Below are 22,131 nucleotides of genomic sequence, written 5' to 3' on the forward strand. Positions count from 1 at the left end.
ACTGCACTCAAGCATACATGAAATCCATCAGAACCAAGCTGAAACTTAATAATAAACAGAAAACTCTAATGGCTCAACACGCTGGCTATTCGAGGTGGTGTTATAACTGGGGTTTAAGTTTGTGGAATGCTGCCTATCAGAAAGGTTACAAGCCAAATGCTCGTAAGTTGAGAGAGGTTTTTACCAATCACACAAAACCACTTTATCCTTGGATGAAAAACTTGTCGTCTAAAGTTTATCAGTATGCTTTCCGAAACTTAGGTGAAGCATTTAAGAGGTTCTTTAAAGGATTAGGAAAACACCCAAGGTTTAAGAAGAAAGGTAAACATGATTCATTCACAATAGATAATTGTGCAAAACTAATAGAACTAAATGGATGGAATCACAAATTACCTTTTATTGGTATGGTCAAAACTTATGAACCCGTTGAAGCAACAACTAAAAAAATTACCATTAGTAGACAGGCAGGTGATTGGTACTTAAGTTTGAGTTATGAATTTACTCCAATTTCAACTCCAAAAACTACTGAAGTTGTAGGTGTTGATTTAGGAGTAAAAACCTTAGCAACTTTAAGCACAGGAGTTGTTTTTCCTGGTGCTAAATCGTACAAGAAATTTGAAAGCAAGCTCTCTAAGTTACAATACCTTAACCGCAATAAAAAGGTTGGTTCAGCTAACTGGCAAAAAGCACAACAGAAGATAGCTAGGCTACATAGGCGAGTAGCTAACATCCGTAAAGATGGACTTCATAAATTAACAACACATTTAGCCAAGAACCACGGCAGTGTTGTCATAGAAGACCTAAATGTATCTGGAATGCTAGCTAATCACAAACTAGCTAAATCAATTGCAGATCAAGGATTTTATGAATTTAGGCGACAGCTTGAGTATAAAACTCAGTGGTACGGCTCTGAGCTAGTAGTTGTTGATAGATTTTTTCCATCATCAAAAACTTGCTCTAACTGCGGTCACGTCCAAGATATGCCATTAAACCTGAGAACTTATGATTGCCCAGAGTGTGGGTTGTCAATAGACCGAGATTTGAACGCAAGTATAAATTTAAGAAATGCGGTCGGCTTGACCGTCAATGTCTGTGGATGAGTAACCGCCGACGGCCTCAGTTGAAGCAGGAAGTAAACAGTAAAATATCACGTTATGTGACGTTTTATATCGGTTTTATGAAGCAGTTACTGAATTAAATAGCGATCAATACAAACGTATAGCAATTAACTTAGCCTGGGAAAATAAAGAAGGCTTAGAATACGGTAACACTGCAACTTTGTTGTATGGTAACAAAATTTAAAATAAGCTAGATAATCAAAGCATGATCACCAGAATTATAATTGTAGTAAGTGCAATAATCGTCGCTGTATACAGACTGTTCTCAAGCCAACACATGGAGTAGAAAGAGTTTGTGGGTAATCGCTACTTTCATGCAACAAAGCTCATATCCGATAATAATAAAATCAATTACTTCTCCCTACTCCCTACTCCCTACTCCCTAATTATTATTTCTACGACGATTATTGCCACCACCACCACCACCACCAAAGAATAAGTTAGAGGTATCTTGTTGTAAAGACCGGAAAAACAACACTAATTCCAGTGAACTTCTGATCGGAAGTGTATATTTCTCAAATTGATTGGTAATTTGATCTATCCAAGTGCGATCGATAACAATTATATCCTCATTCTGAAGTAAAATATTTTGAGAATCATCGCCAAATATGGCTTTTTCTCCATTCAGCTCCCGCCTAACTATTTTCCCTTTTTCTTTGTCAAATCGAATTAAATTAATTCCTTTCAAATCTGCCGAATCTAATACTATACCATTGAGAATATCTATTAATCTGCTACCATTCGGGAGATTAGTAGTCGCCAAGGTATCATTAGGATTACTAAAAATACGAATAGTAATTTGTTGTTGACTCAAAGTCGATTTACTAACTAACTCCCGATCATAACCAAAGTCTGACCCTCGTTGTAATGTGGGTACAATCACAGCATCCCCATCCTTTAAAGGAATATTGGGCAACTCAGTAGAATTTTGCAAAGGAGTATATAAATCAATTGTTTCCTCAACTACACTACCATCACCTAATGTACGGCGAATTAAAATTTGTCGTAGATCAGCAGTCAGAGAAGCACCACCAGCAGCTAATAAAGCAGAAGATACCTGATTTGCAGGGTAATAACCAGGTCGAGTTACTTCTCCATTCACAGTAACAATACCAGTAGCTACAGCTCCTGCCTGACTATAATTAGTGAGTAATTCTCTGTCTTTCTCTTGGGGTGTAATAGATCTCTGAGAAGGTATAATTACCACATCCCCATCTTCTAAACGTAAATCAGGAGGAGAACCACCTTCTTGTAGTGGGGTTAAAATATTTACTATCTGACTAACTACAGAACCATCAGCTAATGTTCGACGCACTTCTATATTCCGTAGGTCTGCTGTAAAAGTTGTGCCACCTGCTGCTGATAAAGCATCTGAAATTTGATAATTTCCTCCTACTGGATAATAACCAGGTCTTGTAATTTCTCCAGCAATTGTAACTCGGACTGGACGTTGCACAACTAAAGATATAGATACTTCTGGATTAATGATAAATTTACTTAGCTCAGAGGTAATTTTTGCTATTGCTTCTAATATAGTTAAATCTTGCAGTAATATAGTTCCGATGAGAGGCATTTGAATAGTACCTTCTGGACCTATAATTGTTGCTGCATTTAGGTCAGGAAATCTTTGAACTTGAATCGAAAGTTGGTCTCCTGGTCCAAGTAAGTAACGTCTTAATCGTAAATCTGGGTCTGAGTCGAAGTTAGGATCTAAGGGTGGAGAACCTATAGATGGAGATTTTATGTTAGTTTGTGGAATATTTTGTTGAGAGTTATTAGGTAATTGGAGTTGCCCATAAGCAGTTTTGGGAAACACTAACCCAGATAAGGAAAATATTATTGTACTAGAGTAAAAGTTGGCTAAGGATAAAGAAATTAACTTTCGAGAATGGTGATTAATCATAAGCTTTGAAGTTGCTTTGTGTAATTAAGTTTTTGTTGTAGGGTCGGCAAATATTTGCTCGCCCTAATCAGGAGTCTAGGCTAAAATTTTGGGAAAAAACTTAAATTCCTAACCTGATTTCTCTCCCTCTTATCCCCCAGTATCTATATATTATAACAATCCTATCCCATGAAAATCGTGTATCTTGCCAGAGTTATACCATTTTACTTTCAGGATGTCACAAATAGTTTCAAAGTTATAATGTCAAATAATCTGTTCAAAAGCGATCTTTAAGAACACAAAAATAATTCCAATTACTAATTCAAACATAGCCAAAATAAAAAATGGTAAAAATATCTGAAAATTTATAGCAAAGAAAATAATTATAATATTAAATATCAGCCAAATTAAACCATAGGAAATTTTAAATGTGATAAATAATTTGACCTTGATTATCAGAAATAATCGCCAAAATTTTTGTTATTTAAACTTTTCAGCCAATATAATCTTAACTTATGACTTTTGAGTTTTGACTTTTGTGAAACGATATAACTAATTTTGGTTCGTCATATTTAACAGACCTCTCCGGAAAAGAGGGAACAGGGAACAGGGAACAGGGAACAGGGAACAGGAAGAAGTAATTGATAATTTCTGGATAAGAATTGATTCTATTTTTAATTTTCGGAGACGTCTAACGATTATTTGAACGCTTCTATCATCAGTGATGCTTGAATTTTTTGCCCTATGGATATAAGTTGTGGCAGATAGGGTTCAATATCTCCTAACGGTTCGATAGGAAATAGAATATTTACTGCTACCCAAGGTAAGCGTTTTTTAGATAGCATAGCCGATCTATCCTGCCAAAACCAATCACCAGTTTCTGGACTTCCGCCTCCAGGCCAAGCATACCACTGCATCACTGCATAAGTTTGTTTATTTGTCCAACCTCGAAAGAATCTAGCTTCTATATTAGAAGATTGCTTTTCTGAGACTGTAGTTACATTCCCATTGTCTGCTATTTCCAAAGTAAATTTAACTCGTTTATGGGAATCTGTTTTCCAGCGATTAAAGCCGTTTATATCCATCCATTCTACTTGAGGTTTGTCTTTTGGTCCACTGGGAGTTAACAGAAACAAAATTACAGATCGATTATCCTGTTCAACTTTTTGTAGCAACCATTTATGGTCAGCAATTGGTATTTTTTGATGGGATATTGTTTCCCAATCAGAAATAGTTAATCCGTTTTCTCTTATTTGTTTTAAGTCTTTGAAATTAGTCATTTGGGGTGTATTTTTCCATGACCATTTTCCTGTTATATAACCAGGAACAGCGCCTACTACTAAAACAATTAACAGAAGTACAACTAATATTACTTTTGAAAGTTGATATTTATGTAATTTTTTTAAACTATAAATCATCATAAAACTCTCTTGAATTTTATCAATTTTTTGAGATTTACTTCAGTTAAAGCAAATCTCAAAAATATACTTTTAATTTAATTATGACTTACGCAAAAACCGGGTTTACCAACGAAATTTATTGATTTGAAAAAGAATTATCAGGGCAATAAAACCGGTTTCCTTTGGTGCGTCAGTCTAGTTTAGTAAATTAGTCTATGTATCAGATTCATTTGGAGAATCAACTGAATTTGTGAAATAATCATCTATCCAATTCATAATTGGAAACAATAAAATCAATGTACAGGCAGAATACATATCTCCACCCCATCCATCATGTAACCAATGAAAAGCTTCATCCTGTCCTGTACCATGAAAAATTGTTAGTACAGTATTTCTCACAATATTTGCACTGACACTAATTAATACTGTACTAACCAGTAAAAAAATTGTCTTAGCGCGACTCGCTATAGCCCCAGTCCAATAAAGTAACATTAGAGAAACATAGAGACTGGTAAATAACATTTTTAAACCTGCACAATGGGGTGCAACCTCAACAATTCTATCCCCGACATATAAATATATTTGCTCAACAATAACCTCCATGTTCAACTGAGTCAAAATAAACCCGGCAACTGTAGCAATAAACTTCTGTATAGGTAAGGCATAAGGTTCAATTAAATAGGGAATATAATTAGGACTAGCAAGCAAAATAAAGAGTAATGGCATACCCATTAATTTTAAACCAGGTATCCCTTTAAACCAAAGGCAAATTCCCGCCAATATTATTGGAAAAGATAAGTTTATTAAGTCTGGAATCCCACTGATATACCAAACTCCTGCAATTCCTAATAATACTCCTCCCAAGGGATGAGAAATATCTGGTAAGTTTTCCCATTTTTGGCGATTATTCCAAGCAATATAACCAGCAAAAGGTAAACCTATTATTCCATGACTAAAGTATTCATGTTCTATGCTGATACTTTTATTTAGCCACCCATCATACCAATATATGATGAGCGGAGCATACATCAGAAATATTAAAGCAGCGATCGCTATTGTCAGTAAATTTTGCTCAATGGCAATAGGAAATTTTCGAGGAGTTTGCATTTTTTTTGGTTCTATTGATTACTATTTAAACAGTTAATTTTTGGATTTAAAATCAAACATAAACTAAACTGTTTTTGAACTTTTATATTTATGAAAAATAATATTATATTTCTCTATTTATTAATAGAATAATTAAAATTACTTAGTTTTAGATTATAGTTTTATGATAACACCCTGAATTGAAAATCAATGCAGTTAATAATTACTTTAAGCATTAATCTAGCTCGCAGTTACTATTTCAGTTTTCATGCTGAATAAACAGCTTTTTTTTCCTTAAAAGGGAGAGGCTTTAGACCTGATTTTTTAGTAATAGCCAAGTGAGAACTATTATGCCAATAATTATTAAACCAAGAAACTGTAAGTTCGATAATTAGGCAAGGAGATTTTAAATAGGTTCTATAAACCTGATGCTGATGGCTGAATACTTACCACTTATAATCTTAAATAATTTCCTTGCTTAAATTATTCCTTTTTTCTTACTTTTGAATTTCGTGAAATATTCCTTTTTTGTGACTTTTGAATTTTGAATTTCGTGAAATATTCCTTTTTTGTGAATTTTGACTTTTGACTTTTGACTTTTGAATTTCGTGAAACGATTACTTATCAATAATTTGAGTAATTGTTTCAACAACGTGATTAATTTGTTCTTCGCTAATTACAGGATAGATAGGTAAAGACAAAATCTGTTGACTTAAAGTTTCACTATTAGGAAAATCTCCTTTTTTGTACCCTAAATTTTCGTAAGCTGGTTGGAGATGACAGGGTATAGGGTAATGAATACCCACAGAAATTCCTGCTGCTCCTAATTTCTCTTTCAGCGTATCCCGGTCAATTGGAGATTTGTCAGTGACTCGAATCACATATAAATGATAAATATGACCAGTACCACTCAAATTCTGTATTGGAATAATACCTTTCTCTTTCATGGGACTGAGGAGGGTATCGTATTTTTGAGCTGCTTGGTTGCGATCGCTATTCCAACCTTCTAAGTAAGGAAGTTTGACATTTAGTACGGCAGCCTGTATAGTATCCAATCTACTATTAGTACCTGGTTCCTCATGGACATATTTACGAGGCGCTCCATAATTACGGAGACTTCGCATTTTACTTGCCACCTCTAGATCGTTAGTAAGAACCATTCCTCCATCCCCAAAACAACCTAAATTTTTACTGGGATAAAAGCTAAACCCAGCAGCAATACCGATACTTCCACCACGATATCCTTCTCTTTCTGCTAAATGGGCTTGGGCTGCATCTTCAAATATAATTAGATTATTAGCTTGAGCAAAATCTTTAAGTTCGGTAGGAGCTACCATTTGACCATAAAGGTGTACTGGCAATATTACCTTAGTTTTAGATGTAACAGCTTTTTGAGCAGCTTCCAAGTCAATTAAGGCAGTTTCAGCATGGCAGTCTACTAACACTGGGGTAGCACCAGAATGAAGTACACCTATTAAAGTAGCAATAAATGTATTAGCTGGTAAAATTACCTCATCTCCTGGAGCAACACCACAAGCTTGAAGTCCAAGTTTTATGGCATCTGTGCCACAAGCAACTCCAATGGCATTTTCAACTCCACAAGCTGCTGCAAATGAAGACTCAAATTTTTCTACTGCTTTTCCGAGTATAAAATCTCCTCTTTCTAATACTTCCTGAATAGAATTTTCTAGTTCAATTTTCAGTGGTTGATGTTGGAGTTTGAGGTCAACAAATGGAATATTTTTTGGCATTATGTTCAGATAATATTAATGGGTAAACTACCAGGCATTAAATTAAAAATTATGATGCTAGCTTTTCGTAGCTCTTCACTATATCCCACATAGTTAGCTTTTACTGACCATTTGCAAATTTTTCCATTGTGGCATTTATTTCTTTTGCCAACTCTGGATGTACCTTACAATTTAGTAGGATATAAGTAGGTATGCACAAAAAAGCTTAACTACATTAAGTTTTGTCAATTAACTCTAAGCTTTGATCTACAGATAATTTGAGGGTAATTTACATTTTTTTACATAGCAACAAATTTTAACACCGACCTGACCTAATTAGTTGTGATCTGTCTACTCACCATAGTTTAACTCCACAGAATTATGATGGTCAGAACTAAATTTTTTTTGATTTCGGTTTTAGCCTATCACGGCAAAGATGGTCAATATAATACAACTTAGCATCACTCTTGTTAGAGATACTAATCACTTCAAACACTATTTTTCACTGTTGGTACTGTATCTCATAAACCTGAAATATGCTGTAATTTTGAAGAATATGTATTTGATAGTTATCCAAAGTAGCTACATTTATTTTATTTGTAGGCAGAATTAACCTGAAATACGCTTTAATTTTGAAGAATATGTATTTGATAGTTATCCAAAGTAGCTACATTTATCCAAAGTAGCTACATTTATTTTTTTTATTTGTAGGCAGCATTAATAACTTTTACTGCCTACTTTTAGGGCCTTGATGTTATATTTGATACATTAATTTTGTATCTGATTTTAGATATATTGACCGTATATCTACCTAAAATATTTATAGACTATACAGATTGTACACGTGGGAAAAAGCAAAAAGCCTAAAATCCAAGTGGTGTAAACAGATAAGGCTAGAATTGCTGCTGTTAACTCAACAATGTCTATAATAATTGAAGCAAGCTTTCTCTTGGGTAGCATAATTTACCTATAAATTCAGTAATTTCTCTATTGCCAAACACGTAAAAGATAGGTAAATTAATAATATACCCAGGTTCACTCGGTATACACACATTTCCTAAAATACTGTTTACGGTATTTGCAAATGCTCTATTCAAATTGAGATAAAAGCTTTAAAAACTTTTATTTATGGCTAATAAGGCACTCGTCGGGTCGCCAAACTTTTTCGAGTGCCTAGAAATGTGTACTCTACTTGATATAAAAATAGCGCATAGTTATAGGATATAGCATTTTTACAAAGAAAGTCAACTATTGGTAGAAAAAGTTTTTGGTTAAGTTATGGGTATGGTGAGAGACTGTCTGTAAGTCTTAGTTAACAATGGTTTTGAGCAATATTATTCTGATAGATGCGCTTGTGTAACTGGCTTCAGAATTCAGAAGATCCAGGAGAGTATTCAAGCGAGTTGATCGCCAGTAAGTAAATTAATACTCCATCCTTATTCCCCATTCCCCTTATTTTTTCTGGAGGCAGGTTGGCTAAAAATTTGATCCCAAAAAGTTTTCACCTTGCTTGTCACCCCTTTAGGGTTAAGCTAAGTATTAGAAGTAATTTCCCTGAGAATTTTTTTGTTTGTTTAGCTCTACATAAATCTACATAAAAAAACAAAAAAATAGACATTATGGAATATCGAACTGATAATTAATTCCGAAAAATTACATCTACCTACATGGGTAGCCATTATTATATAGTTATTAATTTTAAATAGGGAAAAAACAAATGCCTTCAGCTACAGATAATAAAGAAAGACAAAAAGCTTTAGATTCAGTCCTCAAAACCATAGAAAAAAGTTTTGGAAAAGGGTCAATTGTCCGTTTGGGAGATGCTACCCGCATGAAGGTAGAAACAATCCCTAGTGGGGCACTGACCTTAGATTTGGCATTGGGAGGAGGCTTACCCAAGGGCAGAGTTATTGAAATCTATGGGCCAGAAAGTTCTGGGAAAACGACTTTGGCATTGCACGCGATCGCCGAAACTCAGAAAACTGGAGGTATAGCAGCTTTTGTAGATGCGGAACACGCTCTAGATCCTACTTATGCTGCTGCATTAGGAGTAGATATTGAAAATTTATTGGTATCTCAACCTGATACTGGTGAAATGGCCTTGGAAGTAGTCGATCACCTGGTTCGTTCTGTAGCTGTTGATATTGTGGTTGTTGACTCAGTAGCAGCATTGGTGCCAAGAGCTGAAATTGAGGGAGATATGGGAGATTCTCACATGGGTCTCCAAGCTCGTTTAATGAGTCAAGCACTACGAAAAATTACAGGTAATATTGGTAAATCTGGTTGTACAGTAGTTTTCCTCAACCAACTTCGCCAAAAAATAGGTGTTGTTTATGGTAATCCAGAAACTACTACTGGTGGTAATGCTCTAAAATTTTATGCTTCGGTCAGACTTGATATTCGTCGTACACAAACTTTGAAGAAATCTTCAGAGGAATATGGTATTCATGCCAAGGTAAAGGTTGCTAAAAATAAGGTTGCTCCTCCGTTCCGCATTGCTGAATTTGATATTATTTTTGGTAAAGGAATTTCTAATGTTGGTTGTATTATTGACTTAGCAGAAGAGACAGATGTAATTAAACGTAAAGGTGCTTGGTATAGCTACGAAGGAAGTAATTTTGCTCAAGGTAGAGAAAAAGCTATTGCCTATATGGAAGAAAATCTTGACTTTGCTAGAAAAATTGAGGATAAAGTCCGGGCACAGTTAAGTGAGGGTGCTGTGGTTTCAGCTAATTCTGTGGCACGGGTTGATGAAATAGAAGAGGACGAAGATGACGAAGATGAAATTCTAGAGGAAGAGTAAATTTTAGCTTGACCGAAAAATTGGCTTTAAAAGCTCCCACATAAGCGGGCAACTTTCTGATTGATTAAGCAAGAGAAGTGAATTTTACCATCAGTATTGCCAAAAATTTCAAGTTGTGTAGGGGTTTGGTCTCCAAACCCTCTACTATATCTATAGTCTGCTGAAAAATTTGGTTGGTAGGGGTAGGACACGATATTGCCAAAAATTCCAAGTTTTGTAGGGGTTTGGTCTCCAAACCCTCTACTATATCTATGGTCTGCTGAAAAATTTGGTTGGTAGGGGTAGGACACGATATTGCCAAAAATTCCAAGTTTTGTAGGGGTTTTGGTCTCCAAACCCTCTACTATATCTATGGTCTGCTGAAAAATTTGGTTGGTAGGGGTAGGACACGATATTGCCAAAAATTCCAAGTTTTGTAGGGGTTTGGTCTCCAAACCCTCTACTATATCTATGGTCTGCTGAAAAATTTGGTTGGTAGGGGTAGGACACGATATTGCCAAAAATTCCAAGTTTTGTAGGGGTTTGGTCTCCAAACCCTCTACTATATCTATGGTCTGCTGAAAAATTTGGTTGGTAGGGGTAGGACACGATATTGCCAAAAATTCCAAGTTTTGTAGGGGTTTGGTCTCCAAACCCCCTATGATACTTAACGAAGCCAGAAATCAGATGTCAGATGTCAGAAGTTAACCAACCCCTGAGTTGTGGGGTTGGGGGGTTAGGTTTTTTACACACAATTTTAGTCTAGACGCCCTACTACGCCTCGATTTAATATTCCTTCTATCAATAGTCTCTTAGCATTTTGGGCAGACAAGGACAGAAAAATTAAGGGATCTTCTAACTACCTGCTCTTTGACATCCTCCCGACGCTGCTCTTAGGAGACAGCGGGGGATTCCCATCCATCATCCAAACTGACCTTTGCTGAACGAATGACTCAAGGCGGGTTGACACCTCACCGGAAGAAAATGCTGGCTTGCCAGTAATCAAGCTTCCTCTGTGTCCGTTTAACGTCTCCGGGTGTCCCTTCCCTCCGGGACGCTACGCGAACGGCGACTTGATTGACTAACCAACGAGTCGCACATAGTAGTCTCAACCTTGGTTTTTGGTTGAGTAACATTTGTATTTTAAAATACTTTTTGTAAAACCGCAAGATTGATTGGTTTTCATGCCCTAGCTCCCCTACGGGAGAGCGCGGGTCTTCAACCAACGTTGAGATAATTCCCCTAACTCCTGACTCCTACCCTTACTTATAAGACTTTTTCTGTAAACCCTATTTAGGGTTTGCTGATTAAATATGAAAGCTTTTCAAGATAGAGCTTTCAGCCTTTTTACGTATCGAAAAAGTGCCAGCTATTAGGTCTTGAAGATTCAAAAATTTAGGATTTTAGGCTAACGGGAGGCCGAAAAATTAAGGGATGATTTTTCCAACGAGCTTCTCTATAACTCCCTCCAACTCTTGAGTCTTAACTACTCCCTACTCCCTACTCCCTGCCTTTACAATTAGACTTTTTCAGCAAGCCCTATTGAGATATCCTACAATACTGATATATACTAATACAAACCAGGTTTTTGATTATTTTTTCCCCAAGAAATTCAGCAACTCTCGATTTACTATGTGGGGTACTTCTTGCTGAATCCAATGACCACAATCCGGAATAACTTTTAACCTGAAAGGAGCAGCAATTAACTTATCTAAACCTTCTGTAAGTTTTTGACTTAAAAAATAATCTTCTTTACCCCATAAAATTAAAGTAGGTGCTGTAACTTTTTGTGGCTTCGGATTAAAGTTTCTCAGCCAGTTTTGAGGTAAAAGAAATTGACGATAGTGATTAATTGCAGCGACTAAAGCTCCTGGTTTTTCCAAAGCTGCTTGATAAATTTGAGTAATTTCAGTAGTAAAGGCACTTTTACGAATTGCTTGTCCTTGGAAAAGTCCTTTGATAAATTCTCCTAAGTTTTGCTGAATTACCCATTCTGGAATTCCAGGAACTTGAAAAGCGAATATATACCAACTTCTGCGTATTTGATCTACATTTCCCGACAATTCTTGAATCAGTTTCTGTGGATGAGCAGCGTTCAAAATTGCTAGACGGTTCAAATATTGAGGAAATTTTTGAGCTAGGTGCCATGCGATCGCCCCTCCCCAATCATGGCCAACAATATGGGCCTTAACATAACCTAAACGTTCAATTAGTCCTTGAATGTCAGCAGCTAAAGTATCTAAGTCATAACCATTATCTGGTTTTTCGGAATCATTGTAGCCTCGTAAATCTGGAACTACAACCTTGAAATGACGCGCTAATGCAGGCATTTGATACCGCCAAGAATACCAGAATTCTGGGAAACCATGAAGGAGTACGACTAATTCTCCCTCACCTTGAGTAACACAATGTAGGCGAATATTATTGGTGTCTACAAAGAAATGTTGCCATTGAGATTCTAAAAGACTCATATTTTGCAATCAACTCTCCTATTTTGCCAGACGTCTGTATACTTCCTTAGTAGTAATTTGTGTCCAGCTAATGTTAAATTTTTAACTTAATAGTTAAACTAAGCCAGTTTGTTACCAAACCGACTCGTCTTCAGAACTGGACGTGAGACTTTCACCTCATCACAGCTCCTCTCTTAAACGTCCCTTTTCATGGGTACATCCTGTTTCAAAGTTAACATATCGTCAATCCATATATACTGATCAGGTAAGTCCTGTGCCTTAAATTTTGGATATGTTTTATTATCTAAAGCAGTTTTACTGTCGTGGCAATGTCGGTGCAACAATTTTTTGTTTTTGAGTGTGTTGTCACCACCTTCAGACCTTGGTTTTATATGGTCAACTTCCATAAGGTCAGTCGGACTAAAGGTTAGTCCACAAAATGCGCATTTATTTTTCTGCCGTTTTAACAGAGTTGTGACTTCTTTCCTTACGCCCGGATGTTTGCCAATTCTACTACTCCAATAAGTCCAGTCGCCGTCTAATGGGGATTTATTACCGTTAACTTTGATGTGCCTTACAATGGGAACATCAGAGTGTCGGTTTAGTATATAATCGCCATCATTAAGCAGCCAGTTGTCATCCTTAATTTTGGGAAAATACTTTTTCTTCACCCATTTAGCCGACTTATTTGGATGCCTTCTACTTGTCCATCTCCATAATCTTTTCCATATAAGCATATCCATTTTACTGAATGCCTCTTTACTGACTACAGCGGAGAAGTAGTTAGCCCATCCTCTTATTACCGGGTTTAATTTGGCTATTAAAGCCTTGGTAGAGGCGTTTTTGTGAGAGTCAAATATATCCGCCAATTTCCGATAATGAGTTCTAATACTCTTGGAAGATGGTTTAATAAGTGTCTTAAATCCTTGTTCGGTTGACTTAACTTTCCATTGCCTGATTGTAAAATCTAAGAAGTCAAATCCAGGTTTGTTTCCTTCATATTCCTTCAGGGTGTGGGCAATTCTGGTTTTTTCTGGTTTTAGTTCTAATCCTATCTGACTTAACCATTCCTGTATTACGGCTTTAGCTTGCAGGATTACTTTGATGTTTTCATGTAGGATAACAAAGTCATCAGCATAGCGTATTAGGGAAAGGCTTTGCATTTTACTTTTCTGATTTATCTGCCAACCTTTTTTGTCTTTCATGTTGATAGTTTTGGCAAATTCTTTTAGCCTTTCCTCCATACCGTGTAAGGCGATGTTTGCTAGTAGGGGACTAATTACCCCTCCCTGTGGTGTACCTTCCACAGTGTTTGAGAATTGTTTATTGTCAAACACACCAGCTCTTAACCATTGTTTGATTAATCGTCTGTAAGGTGTTCGACCCACTTTCTCCAAAAGTGCGTCATGGTTAATTCGGTCAAAACATTTGGATATATCCGCATCCAACACATATTTTGGCTTTTTGTTGATGCTGAGATAGATAGCTGCAATAGCATCATGTGTTGACCTCCGGAAAAGACCATAGCTGTTAAGTTCAAAGTGTGCTTCCCATTCTGGTTCCATACCTAACTTAACCAGAGCTTGTAACGCTCTATCATACATAGTGGGTATGCCTAATGGACGTTTTTCATCTCTCCCTGGTTTTGGTATCCAGATTTCTCAGGGTTGGACTTGCTTTGAGGTAGCGTGAATTCAACATTTCAACTAGGTTAAGTCTCTGCATAGGAGGTAGATTTTTTATACCATCTATTCCGGCAGTTTTCTTACCCTGGTTATCTTGGGTCACGCGCCTAACAGCTAGCAACAAGGCGTAATAACTTTTGGTCAGAAGTCGTTGGTATTTACGCATCGTGCGGATTTCGCCACGGCTGGATGCCCTGTAAATTAACTTTTGCAACTTAAATACATTCTTCTCAACCCGTCTCCAATTAATATCTCTCCATTTAAGATTTGGATTAATACAAACCGGGTCTGGTATATCGTCTGTATCCCATGCCACGCTTAAAAATGGTTTAGGGTTTCCTAAACGTCTTTTTAGTGTTTTAGCTATATTCATCGCTAATTGCTACCTTACATTACGTCTAACAGTGGGTACGTCTGCTCGTAAGCTTTTTACCCAATCCTACTCTCTCTAAAACCTACGTCCATAGCGTAGATTGACCTTGAATGGTTTCCTAAGATTTAGACCTATATTCTTAGGTGTCTTAGAGAGGTTTCCTCGTTCCCTTATTCCTTTATTACGGCTGATTTAGTGGGGTAAATTCTCCCGAAGGATTCGATATGGTTGCTGACAACCTCACATAGATAAAGTTATCCATTGACCCCCTGACTTTCGTCCTACACTCCATAGCTACCTTTGGAGTGGTCTCTATTAACGAGAGTTTAATTACCTTCCTATTCGTCCACTTGTCAGCCTTTGCTTGCGGTATCGTTCCTCGGTAACTGGTATTTTCCCGCTTTTAAACCAGCTTCACGGATTGATGTTCAGTCGCTACCGTGTGGTCTATGCTTTCTACCCAGACAACGGGGCGGAGGAATTTCACCTCGAAGGAGATAAGAGTTATCCAATGACCAAATATTTAACCTCCTTTAAGATTAGTCATGGACGGCTAGATATACTTGCTTTTCAGCAATCTTGACTAGCCAACGAGTCGCACCTATATCTATAGATTAACATCCGGTTGATCCAAGTTTTAACTTTAGCAACTAACTAGCTTTGATTGTCTGGGTTATAAGAGTTATTCACTTGCAAATTTTTATACTTACTCAAGACATTTTCCCGTAGATGGAATCATCGTTATTCATTAATCTTGGTTAATTTTTGATTTTTATTGTATAAAATATTAATATATAGTTCATAGAAATATAAATTTTATTAATTTTTGTAAAGTATACTTATTTTAGCTATATCTACATGGTGGTAAATTCCTTGAGATGTTAAGTCTGCGTTATAACTCCAAGGTTGAACGCAGGATAACTCTTACACTAAATGGCCTTATTTAAGCTTAGATCTTCCTGCCGAATTTGATTGGGTGTTTCAGAAGAGTGAATCTGATTTTTCAGCAAATCAGCTAATTCTTGTAGCTGACTAATAGCTTCAGCTCCTTCTAATTTCATTAATTCTCGGTCATCCCGCATCTCTGTCCATGTGATACCATAATCTGATACGAGAAAGCGAATCAGATGATTTTCTCCTAGACTGACCATAAATGATGCACTATTCATTTGACCTCCACAAGTGTAACAGGATGCCAAATATCCTCTCTTCTCCAGCACAATTGCTAGAGCTTGTAAGTTCATTACTAGGTCTTGTACAAATTGACGATGTTGTTCTGCAAGTCTCAGAAACACAGTTATCCTCCTATCACCACATCCCTAAGATTTTAGAGTCTGTTAAGTTTTGATAAATTTTTGATGTTTAACTTTGTGAAATAGTATAAACCTAATTATATTTTTAGCACATATTTCAACTGGCCTTCTATACCAGATACTTTAGGTTAACTGATAGAATTTTTGTGCAAAGTATCAATCACAACATTCAGCCAAATCCTTGTATTTGTAGGCATAAAACCATTAGATTTAGCTTCTGAAATCATCGACTGAGAAACTCAAAATCTGAATTTATATAAATAATTAATCATCACTATAAGTTAAAAATCATCTAGACTCACTGATAGCTTTAAATAAGATTTATTAATTAGATGTATATCAATAAACCTTAAGATGAAGATGTTGAAAATTAAGCCACAAACCAGTGTCATTTCAGTTATCAGTTATCAGTTATCAGTAACTCACGGCGCTCACCATCGGGATTGAAATTAATGAACCAAATATTTTTTTATCTCCTTAAAAAGGAGAGGCTTTAGACTTTATTTTTCGGTAAAAATTTTTTTCAGCGTTTTGAATATCCATAACTAATTTTACCGAAACAATTAAACAATTAAATAATTAAATAATTCAGGTTTAAAGCCTCCCTTTGAAAGGGGCAAAAAATAAATTTTTTCCTTATTAGTCAATCCTCTCCCTAAAAGGGAGAGGTAATTATTTATTATCCTTCAATAATGGATAATTCAAGCAATCTACTTCAGGGTTATACAATTGCAATTTTACTTAACTAACTAAAATATCAATTTTTATACCGATTAATTGTTGTTAATTTTCAATTATTCGATAGTGTATATAACATGAGGTCTAAAAAAGAATGCTACAAATAATTTAACTAGTTAAAAGAGTTGACTCAAGACTTGTCTATTTGACTAAAAACAGAGTTTGACTTTAATAAATGATTAATAAGCTATTTATTCTGAATGCTGACTCCTTGAAACAGCCTAAGTATTTGTAGCAAAAATTTTAGTATTTCCAAATTTTCGCTTCAGTCCGAGATACTGATAACTGATAACTGAAATCGCACCCTATTAATAATTAACCAGGGATTAAAATTATCATGTTGTCAAAATTTTGTCTGGATTTTTTCTTTGATAAATGTCAAAAATTTCAGCCAAAGTCTATGTTGATTTTGGCTTATTTATGAGTAAATATTCTATTAATTCAATAAAATCAATATCCTTGAGAATATTTTTAATAATCTTACCAATACAACTAAATGCTATTAATCCTTCTCCAATTAAAAATGAAGAATGAGTTAGGATTTTTTTCTAATTTTGTTCTAATTGTCTACAAACTTTGTAGACAAAAAATTATTCAATTTACCACCATTCGAAAGCAGGACCTATAAATCTAACTGTTAACCATGCAACAACAAGGAATACAATACCAATCCATGCACCAGTTGTAGTCAACTGCATAAATTGTTGACTTTGACTTTTAGTAATTGGTAGCCAAGAAATAAACCTTGTTTCTTTACCATACTCTTCTCCTAGTGATTCTTTGCGACGCTTTGCTTCACCCATAAATAATTTCAACCTTTATTTAGTAATTTCTATCTAGATCATAACAATAATTATCGCCAAACATTAAAGTCAGTATGTAAAATATATTTAAAAAAGTATCAAGAAAGTTTACTTTCAGAATTAGTTCTTAATTAGGGTTTTTTGAAAAAGTATGTATGGTAGGAGTAGGAATTAGAAGTCAGGAGAAATAAGAATTTTCCCTTGATTTTTCTGCCTTTTTCTGTCTAAAATACTAACCTCTTGGTCTTGAGCAACCGAAAATCTGGCACTTTTTTTCAACCTCAAAAGGTATTTGCCTTTATGTGTCAATGCTTTGAGAGTCGATCAGTAAGCTCTAATTAATTGAGTAATCAAGTAAGAATAAATTTATGCTGATTCAGCAAAGTACGAATTATAATAGTCAAAACAAAGATTAGGAAATTACTGTAGCAGGGAACAGAGAACAGTCGGAAAAACATTTCCTGCTCTAAGATTTATCATCAGTCCACTTCCTAACCAATTCTTTCTGAGCTATAAATTCTGAAACTCAGTCAGAAATAACTTATGACTACTGACTTCTTACTCCTGACTTCTTACTCCTAACTCCTAACTCATTACTCCTAACTCATTACTCCTAACTCATTACTCCTAACTCATTACTCCTAACTCATTACTCCTAACTCATTACTCCTAACTCATTACTCCTAACTCATTACTCCTAACTCATTACTCCTAACTCATTAAAATTATCAATTACTTCTTCCAGTTAAGAGTTAAGTGTTAAGAGTTCCCTCTTTTCCGGAGAGGTCTAATATGCTTTAATTTTTCGGTAAATATTATGTCTAGTTCCTAAAAATTATTAAAATAGACATATCCGAAAATTAAAAATAGAATCAATTCTCCCATAAGAAATTATCAATTACTTCTTCCAGTTAAGAGTTAAGTGTTAAGACTTCCCTCTTTTCTGGAGAGGTCTAATATGCTTTAATATAATTGTATAGCAATTCTAAATTATTTGTGAAAAAAAACTGTAGGGGATTGGTTTCCAAATCCCATTTTCGCCTGAGTTGGAAGACCAAATTCTGTTATATAAAATGTTACAATTAACCTATTTTAGAGCGCTATACAAGTTAAATTAGTAGTAGTATCAAAATGGTTATAAAATGAGTAAAATATCAGACGAATCTGTTGTTTTAATTGGGAGTGCTATGGAGAAAAAAGCAGATGTCATTGGCACTGGATTTGCTTTTTATCGGAAACAAGATTATACATATCTAATTACTTGTGCTCATGTTGTTGAGGATGTGGGTGGAAAGGAGAATGTATTAGTGGAATTAGGGGATGAAAAAATTCCTGCAACAATTATTGCCATAGGAAATAAAGAAAACCTTGATTTAGCAGTTTTGCAAGTTAAAGGACTAAATATACCAGTGCTGGAATTAAAAAGTTTAGAAAAAGCAGAAGGAAAAAAAGTTAAGATTTTAGGTAATTATATTTTTGGAGATGAAAAAAAACGTTTGTGTAAACCAATTGAGGGGAAAGTCGGAAAAAAGGCTTCTTTTTCTATTATAAAAGAAGTGGCATTTTGGGAGCTAGAAATTAAAGAGAGCGATTTATTACGAAAAGGTTATAGTGGGGGACCTGTTATTGATTTAGAGACAAACTCTGTTCTAGGTATTGCCACTAATATGAAAGAAAATGTACAAAATGGAAAAGAAAATGTACAAAATGGATATGCAATTTCTGTAGAAGCTTTGAAATATATTCTACCTTTACCATCAACGCTATTAGAGCAGTCTAGAAATTTCAAAATTTCTCCTATATATTCTCTTGCTGCTCTTGGTATTGGTTTTTTATTGGGAATAACGCCAAATTTATTCATACCTAAAAAACATCCAATGCATATAGATACCATTAACAATGATAACCTCATTATAAATAGTGTAAAGATTAAAAATGATCAAGGTGAAGATGTTGATTGTGATTTTAATCATTCACAAAAAAAGGTTGAATCTTGTCAGGTATTTACAAAACCAATTACTCTCAAAATTGAAGTAATTAGTGAAAATAGAGTTGCTAAACGTATGACAGAACCAGACCCTTTTGAAGCTAATATAGGTAAAGATAAGAGGATTGAAATAAGCGATCTAACTAAGCACTATAAAGACCCAGATAACTCTTCATTTAAAATAGAAAAGATCGAGTGCTATAAAATAAGTGAGAAGGAAAACAATGTGGATCAACGTCAAGATCATATTATATTTACTCCTAAAAAGAAATTTGTTGGTAACGATAGTTTTAATTGCCTAGTTTATGACGAGATTGATCAACCCACAAACGCAAAGTTTATTGTTGAAGTAAAAAATAGATCGCCTATAGGAAGAGATGATATTGATTACAGGAAAAACAACAGTTCTTGGATTATTGATGTTCTGAAAAATGACAGTGATAGGGATTTGGGAGATACCCTAAAAATCATAAATTTAGACGACAAAACAACAGAAAAAGGTGGCAATTTTGAAATAGTTAGAGAAAATCCTGACTATGGTGGTCGTGATACTATTACCTATAAACCTCCAATAAATTTTACACCTCAAGATATTTTCCGTTATCAAATAGTTGATTCTTTTGGTGGTAAATCAGAGCTTGTTACCGTTACTATTAATTCTATATTAGAAGACCTTTGGAAAATTTATCCTCCAGACATTAGAAATTTTTACAGAGATATACATAGTTATTTAAAACTACGGGAATGGAGGAATGCAGATAAGGAAACCTATGATCTAATGGTTCATATTATGAAAAATAAATATTCTTCGATAGAAAACTATTTAGAGCTAAAGCACATAAAAGAATTTCCATGTGAGCATCTTCATATTATTAATCAACTTTGGAAAAATACTTCAGGTGAACGCTCATTTAGCTTTAGTTATCAAAAAGAAGTTTATCATAAAATAAAACGAAAAGGAACTCAAAAAGATCGCTCTAAATTTCTACAGGAGTGGAGTCAAAAACTGGGATGGTTTAATGAATCAGGAGGGTTGAGTGGTGGACAATGGGTTGGTGAAACTGAATGGTATCAAAATCAAACCAAACCAGGTTTTTACTCTATGGGAGGAATGTTTGTTGGTGAATACCTTGAATTGGAATATTTAGATATAAAGAAAGTCGATGCTCATGCTGAATCTCTTGAAAAATGTAAGCTGATAAAGCCTTAATTTTTACTATTTTTAGTTGAGTTTTGCTTTAGCAGATAATATTATTAGGACTTACGCAAAACCTAGACTTGAAAACTACTGTAAAAACTAAGACGTTTGAGTTAAATGTTTTCTCGCACCAAAATCTCAGATAGGCGATCGCTACCTAGCTACTTCATCTACAAAAACTAAGACGTTTGAGTTAAATATTTTCTCGCACCAAAATCTCAGATAGGCGATCGCTACTTAGCTACTAAAAAACTAAGACGTTTGAGTTAAATGTTTTATGAATTAAAATCTCAGGTAAATGTAACGCACCACCTCTTTCATAATATTCGGTGCGTTACGCTTTCCTTTCCTGCGGAATGCGGAGCAAACGCTTTTCATGTCGCGTAGCGAAACACACCCTACTGGACTCTCCCCTATTCCCTATTCCCTGACAACTGCCACGAAGTCTAATTAGTTTTGACTGCACGGAACATACCAAATCGACAAAGGCCGTTCCCAAATGCCAGACGCATCAGCAAAATAGTAGGTACTTCTCGTAAAGATTTAGTCACCCCTGATAAACCAGAGCGAATCATCCCTTGAGGTCTAACTACGCCTTGCCAAATGGAATCAAACCAAGAAGGAAGAGTTTCCGGCGTCCAATCTGCTGTTATTACTGCCCCTTCTACTAATCCAGTGTCTGCTATTAGTTCCGAAAAACCTTCGATACTAGAAAAAGCAGGATGAGACCACTGCTCTAATAACTGACGCATTACAGGTTTTTCCCAAAAATTAAGTGGTTTTTGGCGATCGTCTCGCTGATTCCAATCAGCTACAACCAATATTCCACCAGGTTTTAATACCCGCATCATTTCTTGAGCATATTTGCCTTTATCTGCCATGTGAGGTCCTGCTTCAATAGACCAAACTACATCAAAACTATGATCTGGGAAAGAGAGTGCTAAGGCATCATCTACCTGAAATTTAGCATCTACTCCTTCAGGGGTTAACTCCTGTGCGCGTTGTACTTGTCGAGGACTAATGGTGATACCCGTAACATTAAATCCGTAGTCTTTCGCTAAAATACGGCTGCTGCCACCAATTCCACAACCTACATCTAAAACAGTAGTACCACGGGGTAACTTATCAATGCCACCCCATTTAACCATTTCATGCACAAAGTCAGATTTTGCAGTCAAGAAATCCTTCTTTTGTGGTGGCGAACCATAATGACCTAAATGAATGTGTTCGCCCCAGTAAAATTCGAGGATGCCGTCTTGAGTCCATTCATCGTAGGAATTTGCTACAGTTTCTGATGATTTATAACTGCGAGGATTTTTCAGATAAAGCACAATGCCTATTACTGATAGTAAAAGTAGAAATCCAAGGGTGTAATATAGGTACATTAGAGAAATCATGGTATTTATTTACAAGTTCAATGGTACTAGCGCGTCAAAAAAAGAAAATATGGATTAAAAAACCTAATATCAAATCCGGTTAAACAGTTATAGATTGCTTAACTCTGGAGGAGACAGGAGACAGGAGACAGGAGTCAGGAGGAGAAAGAATTGTAAAGATTGAGTAGTTATGAAGATAGGAAGTTTTTT

12 protein-coding genes and 1 pseudogene are annotated in these 22,131 nt (G+C 35.4%); 3 read left to right on the top strand and 10 right to left on the bottom strand.

Annotated elements, in window-relative coordinates; all coding sequences use genetic code 11:
• The first annotated feature begins 17 nt into the window (after nucleotides 1–17).
• Nucleotides 18–1,100 (top strand): RNA-guided endonuclease InsQ/TnpB family protein, encoded by a 1,083-nt coding sequence (locus F6K40_RS00940; protein ID WP_293130077.1) that lies wholly within the window; start codon nucleotides 18–20, stop codon nucleotides 1,098–1,100.
• Between the two features lie 400 nt (nucleotides 1,101–1,500).
• Here F6K40_RS00940 and F6K40_RS00945 read toward each other — a convergent pair whose 3' ends face one another.
• The 4 genes from F6K40_RS00945 to F6K40_RS00960 form a co-directional block, all read right to left on the bottom strand.
• Nucleotides 1,501–3,021, bottom strand: a complete 1,521-nt coding sequence (locus F6K40_RS00945; RefSeq protein WP_293130080.1) for an SLBB domain-containing protein — start codon at nucleotides 3,019–3,021, stop codon at nucleotides 1,501–1,503.
• 677 nt (nucleotides 3,022–3,698) lie between these two features.
• The gene (locus F6K40_RS00950) at nucleotides 3,699–4,421 is read right to left on the bottom strand and encodes a cyanoexosortase B system-associated protein (RefSeq protein WP_293130082.1); all 723 of its coding nucleotides are present in this window, start codon (nucleotides 4,419–4,421) and stop codon (nucleotides 3,699–3,701) included.
• A 192-nt stretch (nucleotides 4,422–4,613) separates the two neighbouring features.
• Nucleotides 4,614–5,507, bottom strand: coding sequence for a cyanoexosortase B (gene crtB, locus F6K40_RS00955; RefSeq protein WP_293130084.1), 894 nt, complete (start codon nucleotides 5,505–5,507; stop codon nucleotides 4,614–4,616).
• A gap of 596 nt (nucleotides 5,508–6,103) precedes the next feature.
• Nucleotides 6,104–7,237, bottom strand: a complete 1,134-nt coding sequence (locus tag F6K40_RS00960) for a DegT/DnrJ/EryC1/StrS family aminotransferase (protein WP_293130087.1) — start codon at nucleotides 7,235–7,237, stop codon at nucleotides 6,104–6,106.
• 1,696 nt (nucleotides 7,238–8,933) lie between these two features.
• On the opposite strand from F6K40_RS00960, the gene recA reads away from it, so the two are divergent.
• Nucleotides 8,934–10,019 carry a recombinase RecA gene (recA, locus tag F6K40_RS00965; protein WP_293130090.1) on the top strand — a complete coding sequence of 362 codons (1,086 nt, stop codon included), beginning with the start codon at nucleotides 8,934–8,936 and terminating at the stop codon, nucleotides 10,017–10,019.
• A 26-nt stretch (nucleotides 10,020–10,045) separates the two neighbouring features.
• On the opposite strand, the gene F6K40_RS00970 is transcribed toward recA, so the two are convergent.
• The 5 genes and pseudogenes from F6K40_RS00970 to F6K40_RS00995 form a co-directional block, all read right to left on the bottom strand.
• Nucleotides 10,046–10,651 (bottom strand): hypothetical protein, encoded by a 606-nt coding sequence (locus F6K40_RS00970; protein ID WP_293130093.1) that lies wholly within the window; start codon nucleotides 10,649–10,651, stop codon nucleotides 10,046–10,048.
• Between the two features lie 939 nt (nucleotides 10,652–11,590).
• Nucleotides 11,591–12,469 carry an alpha/beta fold hydrolase gene (locus F6K40_RS00975; protein ID WP_293130096.1) on the bottom strand — a complete coding sequence of 293 codons (879 nt, stop codon included), beginning with the start codon at nucleotides 12,467–12,469 and terminating at the stop codon, nucleotides 11,591–11,593.
• Nucleotides 12,470–12,642: 173 nt separating this feature from the next.
• Nucleotides 12,643–14,506: pseudogene (ltrA, locus tag F6K40_RS00980) on the bottom strand (group II intron reverse transcriptase/maturase).
• Nucleotides 14,507–15,435: 929 nt separating this feature from the next.
• Nucleotides 15,436–15,801 (bottom strand): DUF1815 family protein, encoded by a 366-nt coding sequence (locus F6K40_RS00990; protein WP_293130105.1) that lies wholly within the window; start codon nucleotides 15,799–15,801, stop codon nucleotides 15,436–15,438.
• Between the two features lie 1,355 nt (nucleotides 15,802–17,156).
• Nucleotides 17,157–17,360: a DUF2839 domain-containing protein gene (locus tag F6K40_RS00995; RefSeq protein ID WP_293130108.1), complete on the bottom strand. Its 204-nt coding sequence runs from the start codon at nucleotides 17,358–17,360 to the stop codon at nucleotides 17,157–17,159.
• Between the two features lie 1,142 nt (nucleotides 17,361–18,502).
• Between F6K40_RS00995 and F6K40_RS01000 the strand changes: the two genes are divergently transcribed.
• Nucleotides 18,503–20,557 (top strand): GUN4 domain-containing protein, encoded by a 2,055-nt coding sequence (locus F6K40_RS01000; RefSeq protein WP_293130111.1) that lies wholly within the window; start codon nucleotides 18,503–18,505, stop codon nucleotides 20,555–20,557.
• Nucleotides 20,558–20,991: 434 nt separating this feature from the next.
• Here the strand turns inward: F6K40_RS01000 and F6K40_RS01005 are convergent, their stop codons facing one another.
• On the bottom strand, nucleotides 20,992–21,930 hold the full coding sequence (locus F6K40_RS01005; RefSeq protein ID WP_375340542.1) for a methyltransferase domain-containing protein: 939 nt from the start codon (nucleotides 21,928–21,930) through the stop codon (nucleotides 20,992–20,994).
• Nucleotides 21,931–22,131 lie beyond the last annotated feature (201 nt).

Source organism: Okeania sp. SIO3I5 (assembly GCF_010672085.1).
In the GTDB taxonomy this organism is placed as follows: Bacteria; Cyanobacteriota; Cyanobacteriia; order Cyanobacteriales; family Microcoleaceae; genus Trichodesmium.

Coding starts and splice junctions, on each gene's coding strand:
- F6K40_RS00950 (WP_293130082.1), bottom strand. CDS start 4,421: ATGATGATTTATAGTTTAAAAAAATTACATAAATATCAACTTTCAAAA.
- F6K40_RS01000 (WP_293130111.1), top strand. CDS start 18,503: ATGAGTAAAATATCAGACGAATCTGTTGTTTTAATTGGGAGTGCTATG.
- F6K40_RS00940 (WP_293130077.1), top strand. CDS start 18: ATGAAATCCATCAGAACCAAGCTGAAACTTAATAATAAACAGAAAACT.
- crtB (WP_293130084.1), bottom strand. CDS start 5,507: ATGCAAACTCCTCGAAAATTTCCTATTGCCATTGAGCAAAATTTACTG.
- F6K40_RS00975 (WP_293130096.1), bottom strand. CDS start 12,469: ATGAGTCTTTTAGAATCTCAATGGCAACATTTCTTTGTAGACACCAAT.
- F6K40_RS01005 (WP_375340542.1), bottom strand. CDS start 21,930: ATGTACCTATATTACACCCTTGGATTTCTACTTTTACTATCAGTAATA.
- F6K40_RS00945 (WP_293130080.1), bottom strand. CDS start 3,021: ATGATTAATCACCATTCTCGAAAGTTAATTTCTTTATCCTTAGCCAAC.
- F6K40_RS00960 (WP_293130087.1), bottom strand. CDS start 7,237: ATGCCAAAAAATATTCCATTTGTTGACCTCAAACTCCAACATCAACCA.
- F6K40_RS00995 (WP_293130108.1), bottom strand. CDS start 17,360: ATGGGTGAAGCAAAGCGTCGCAAAGAATCACTAGGAGAAGAGTATGGT.
- recA (WP_293130090.1), top strand. CDS start 8,934: ATGCCTTCAGCTACAGATAATAAAGAAAGACAAAAAGCTTTAGATTCA.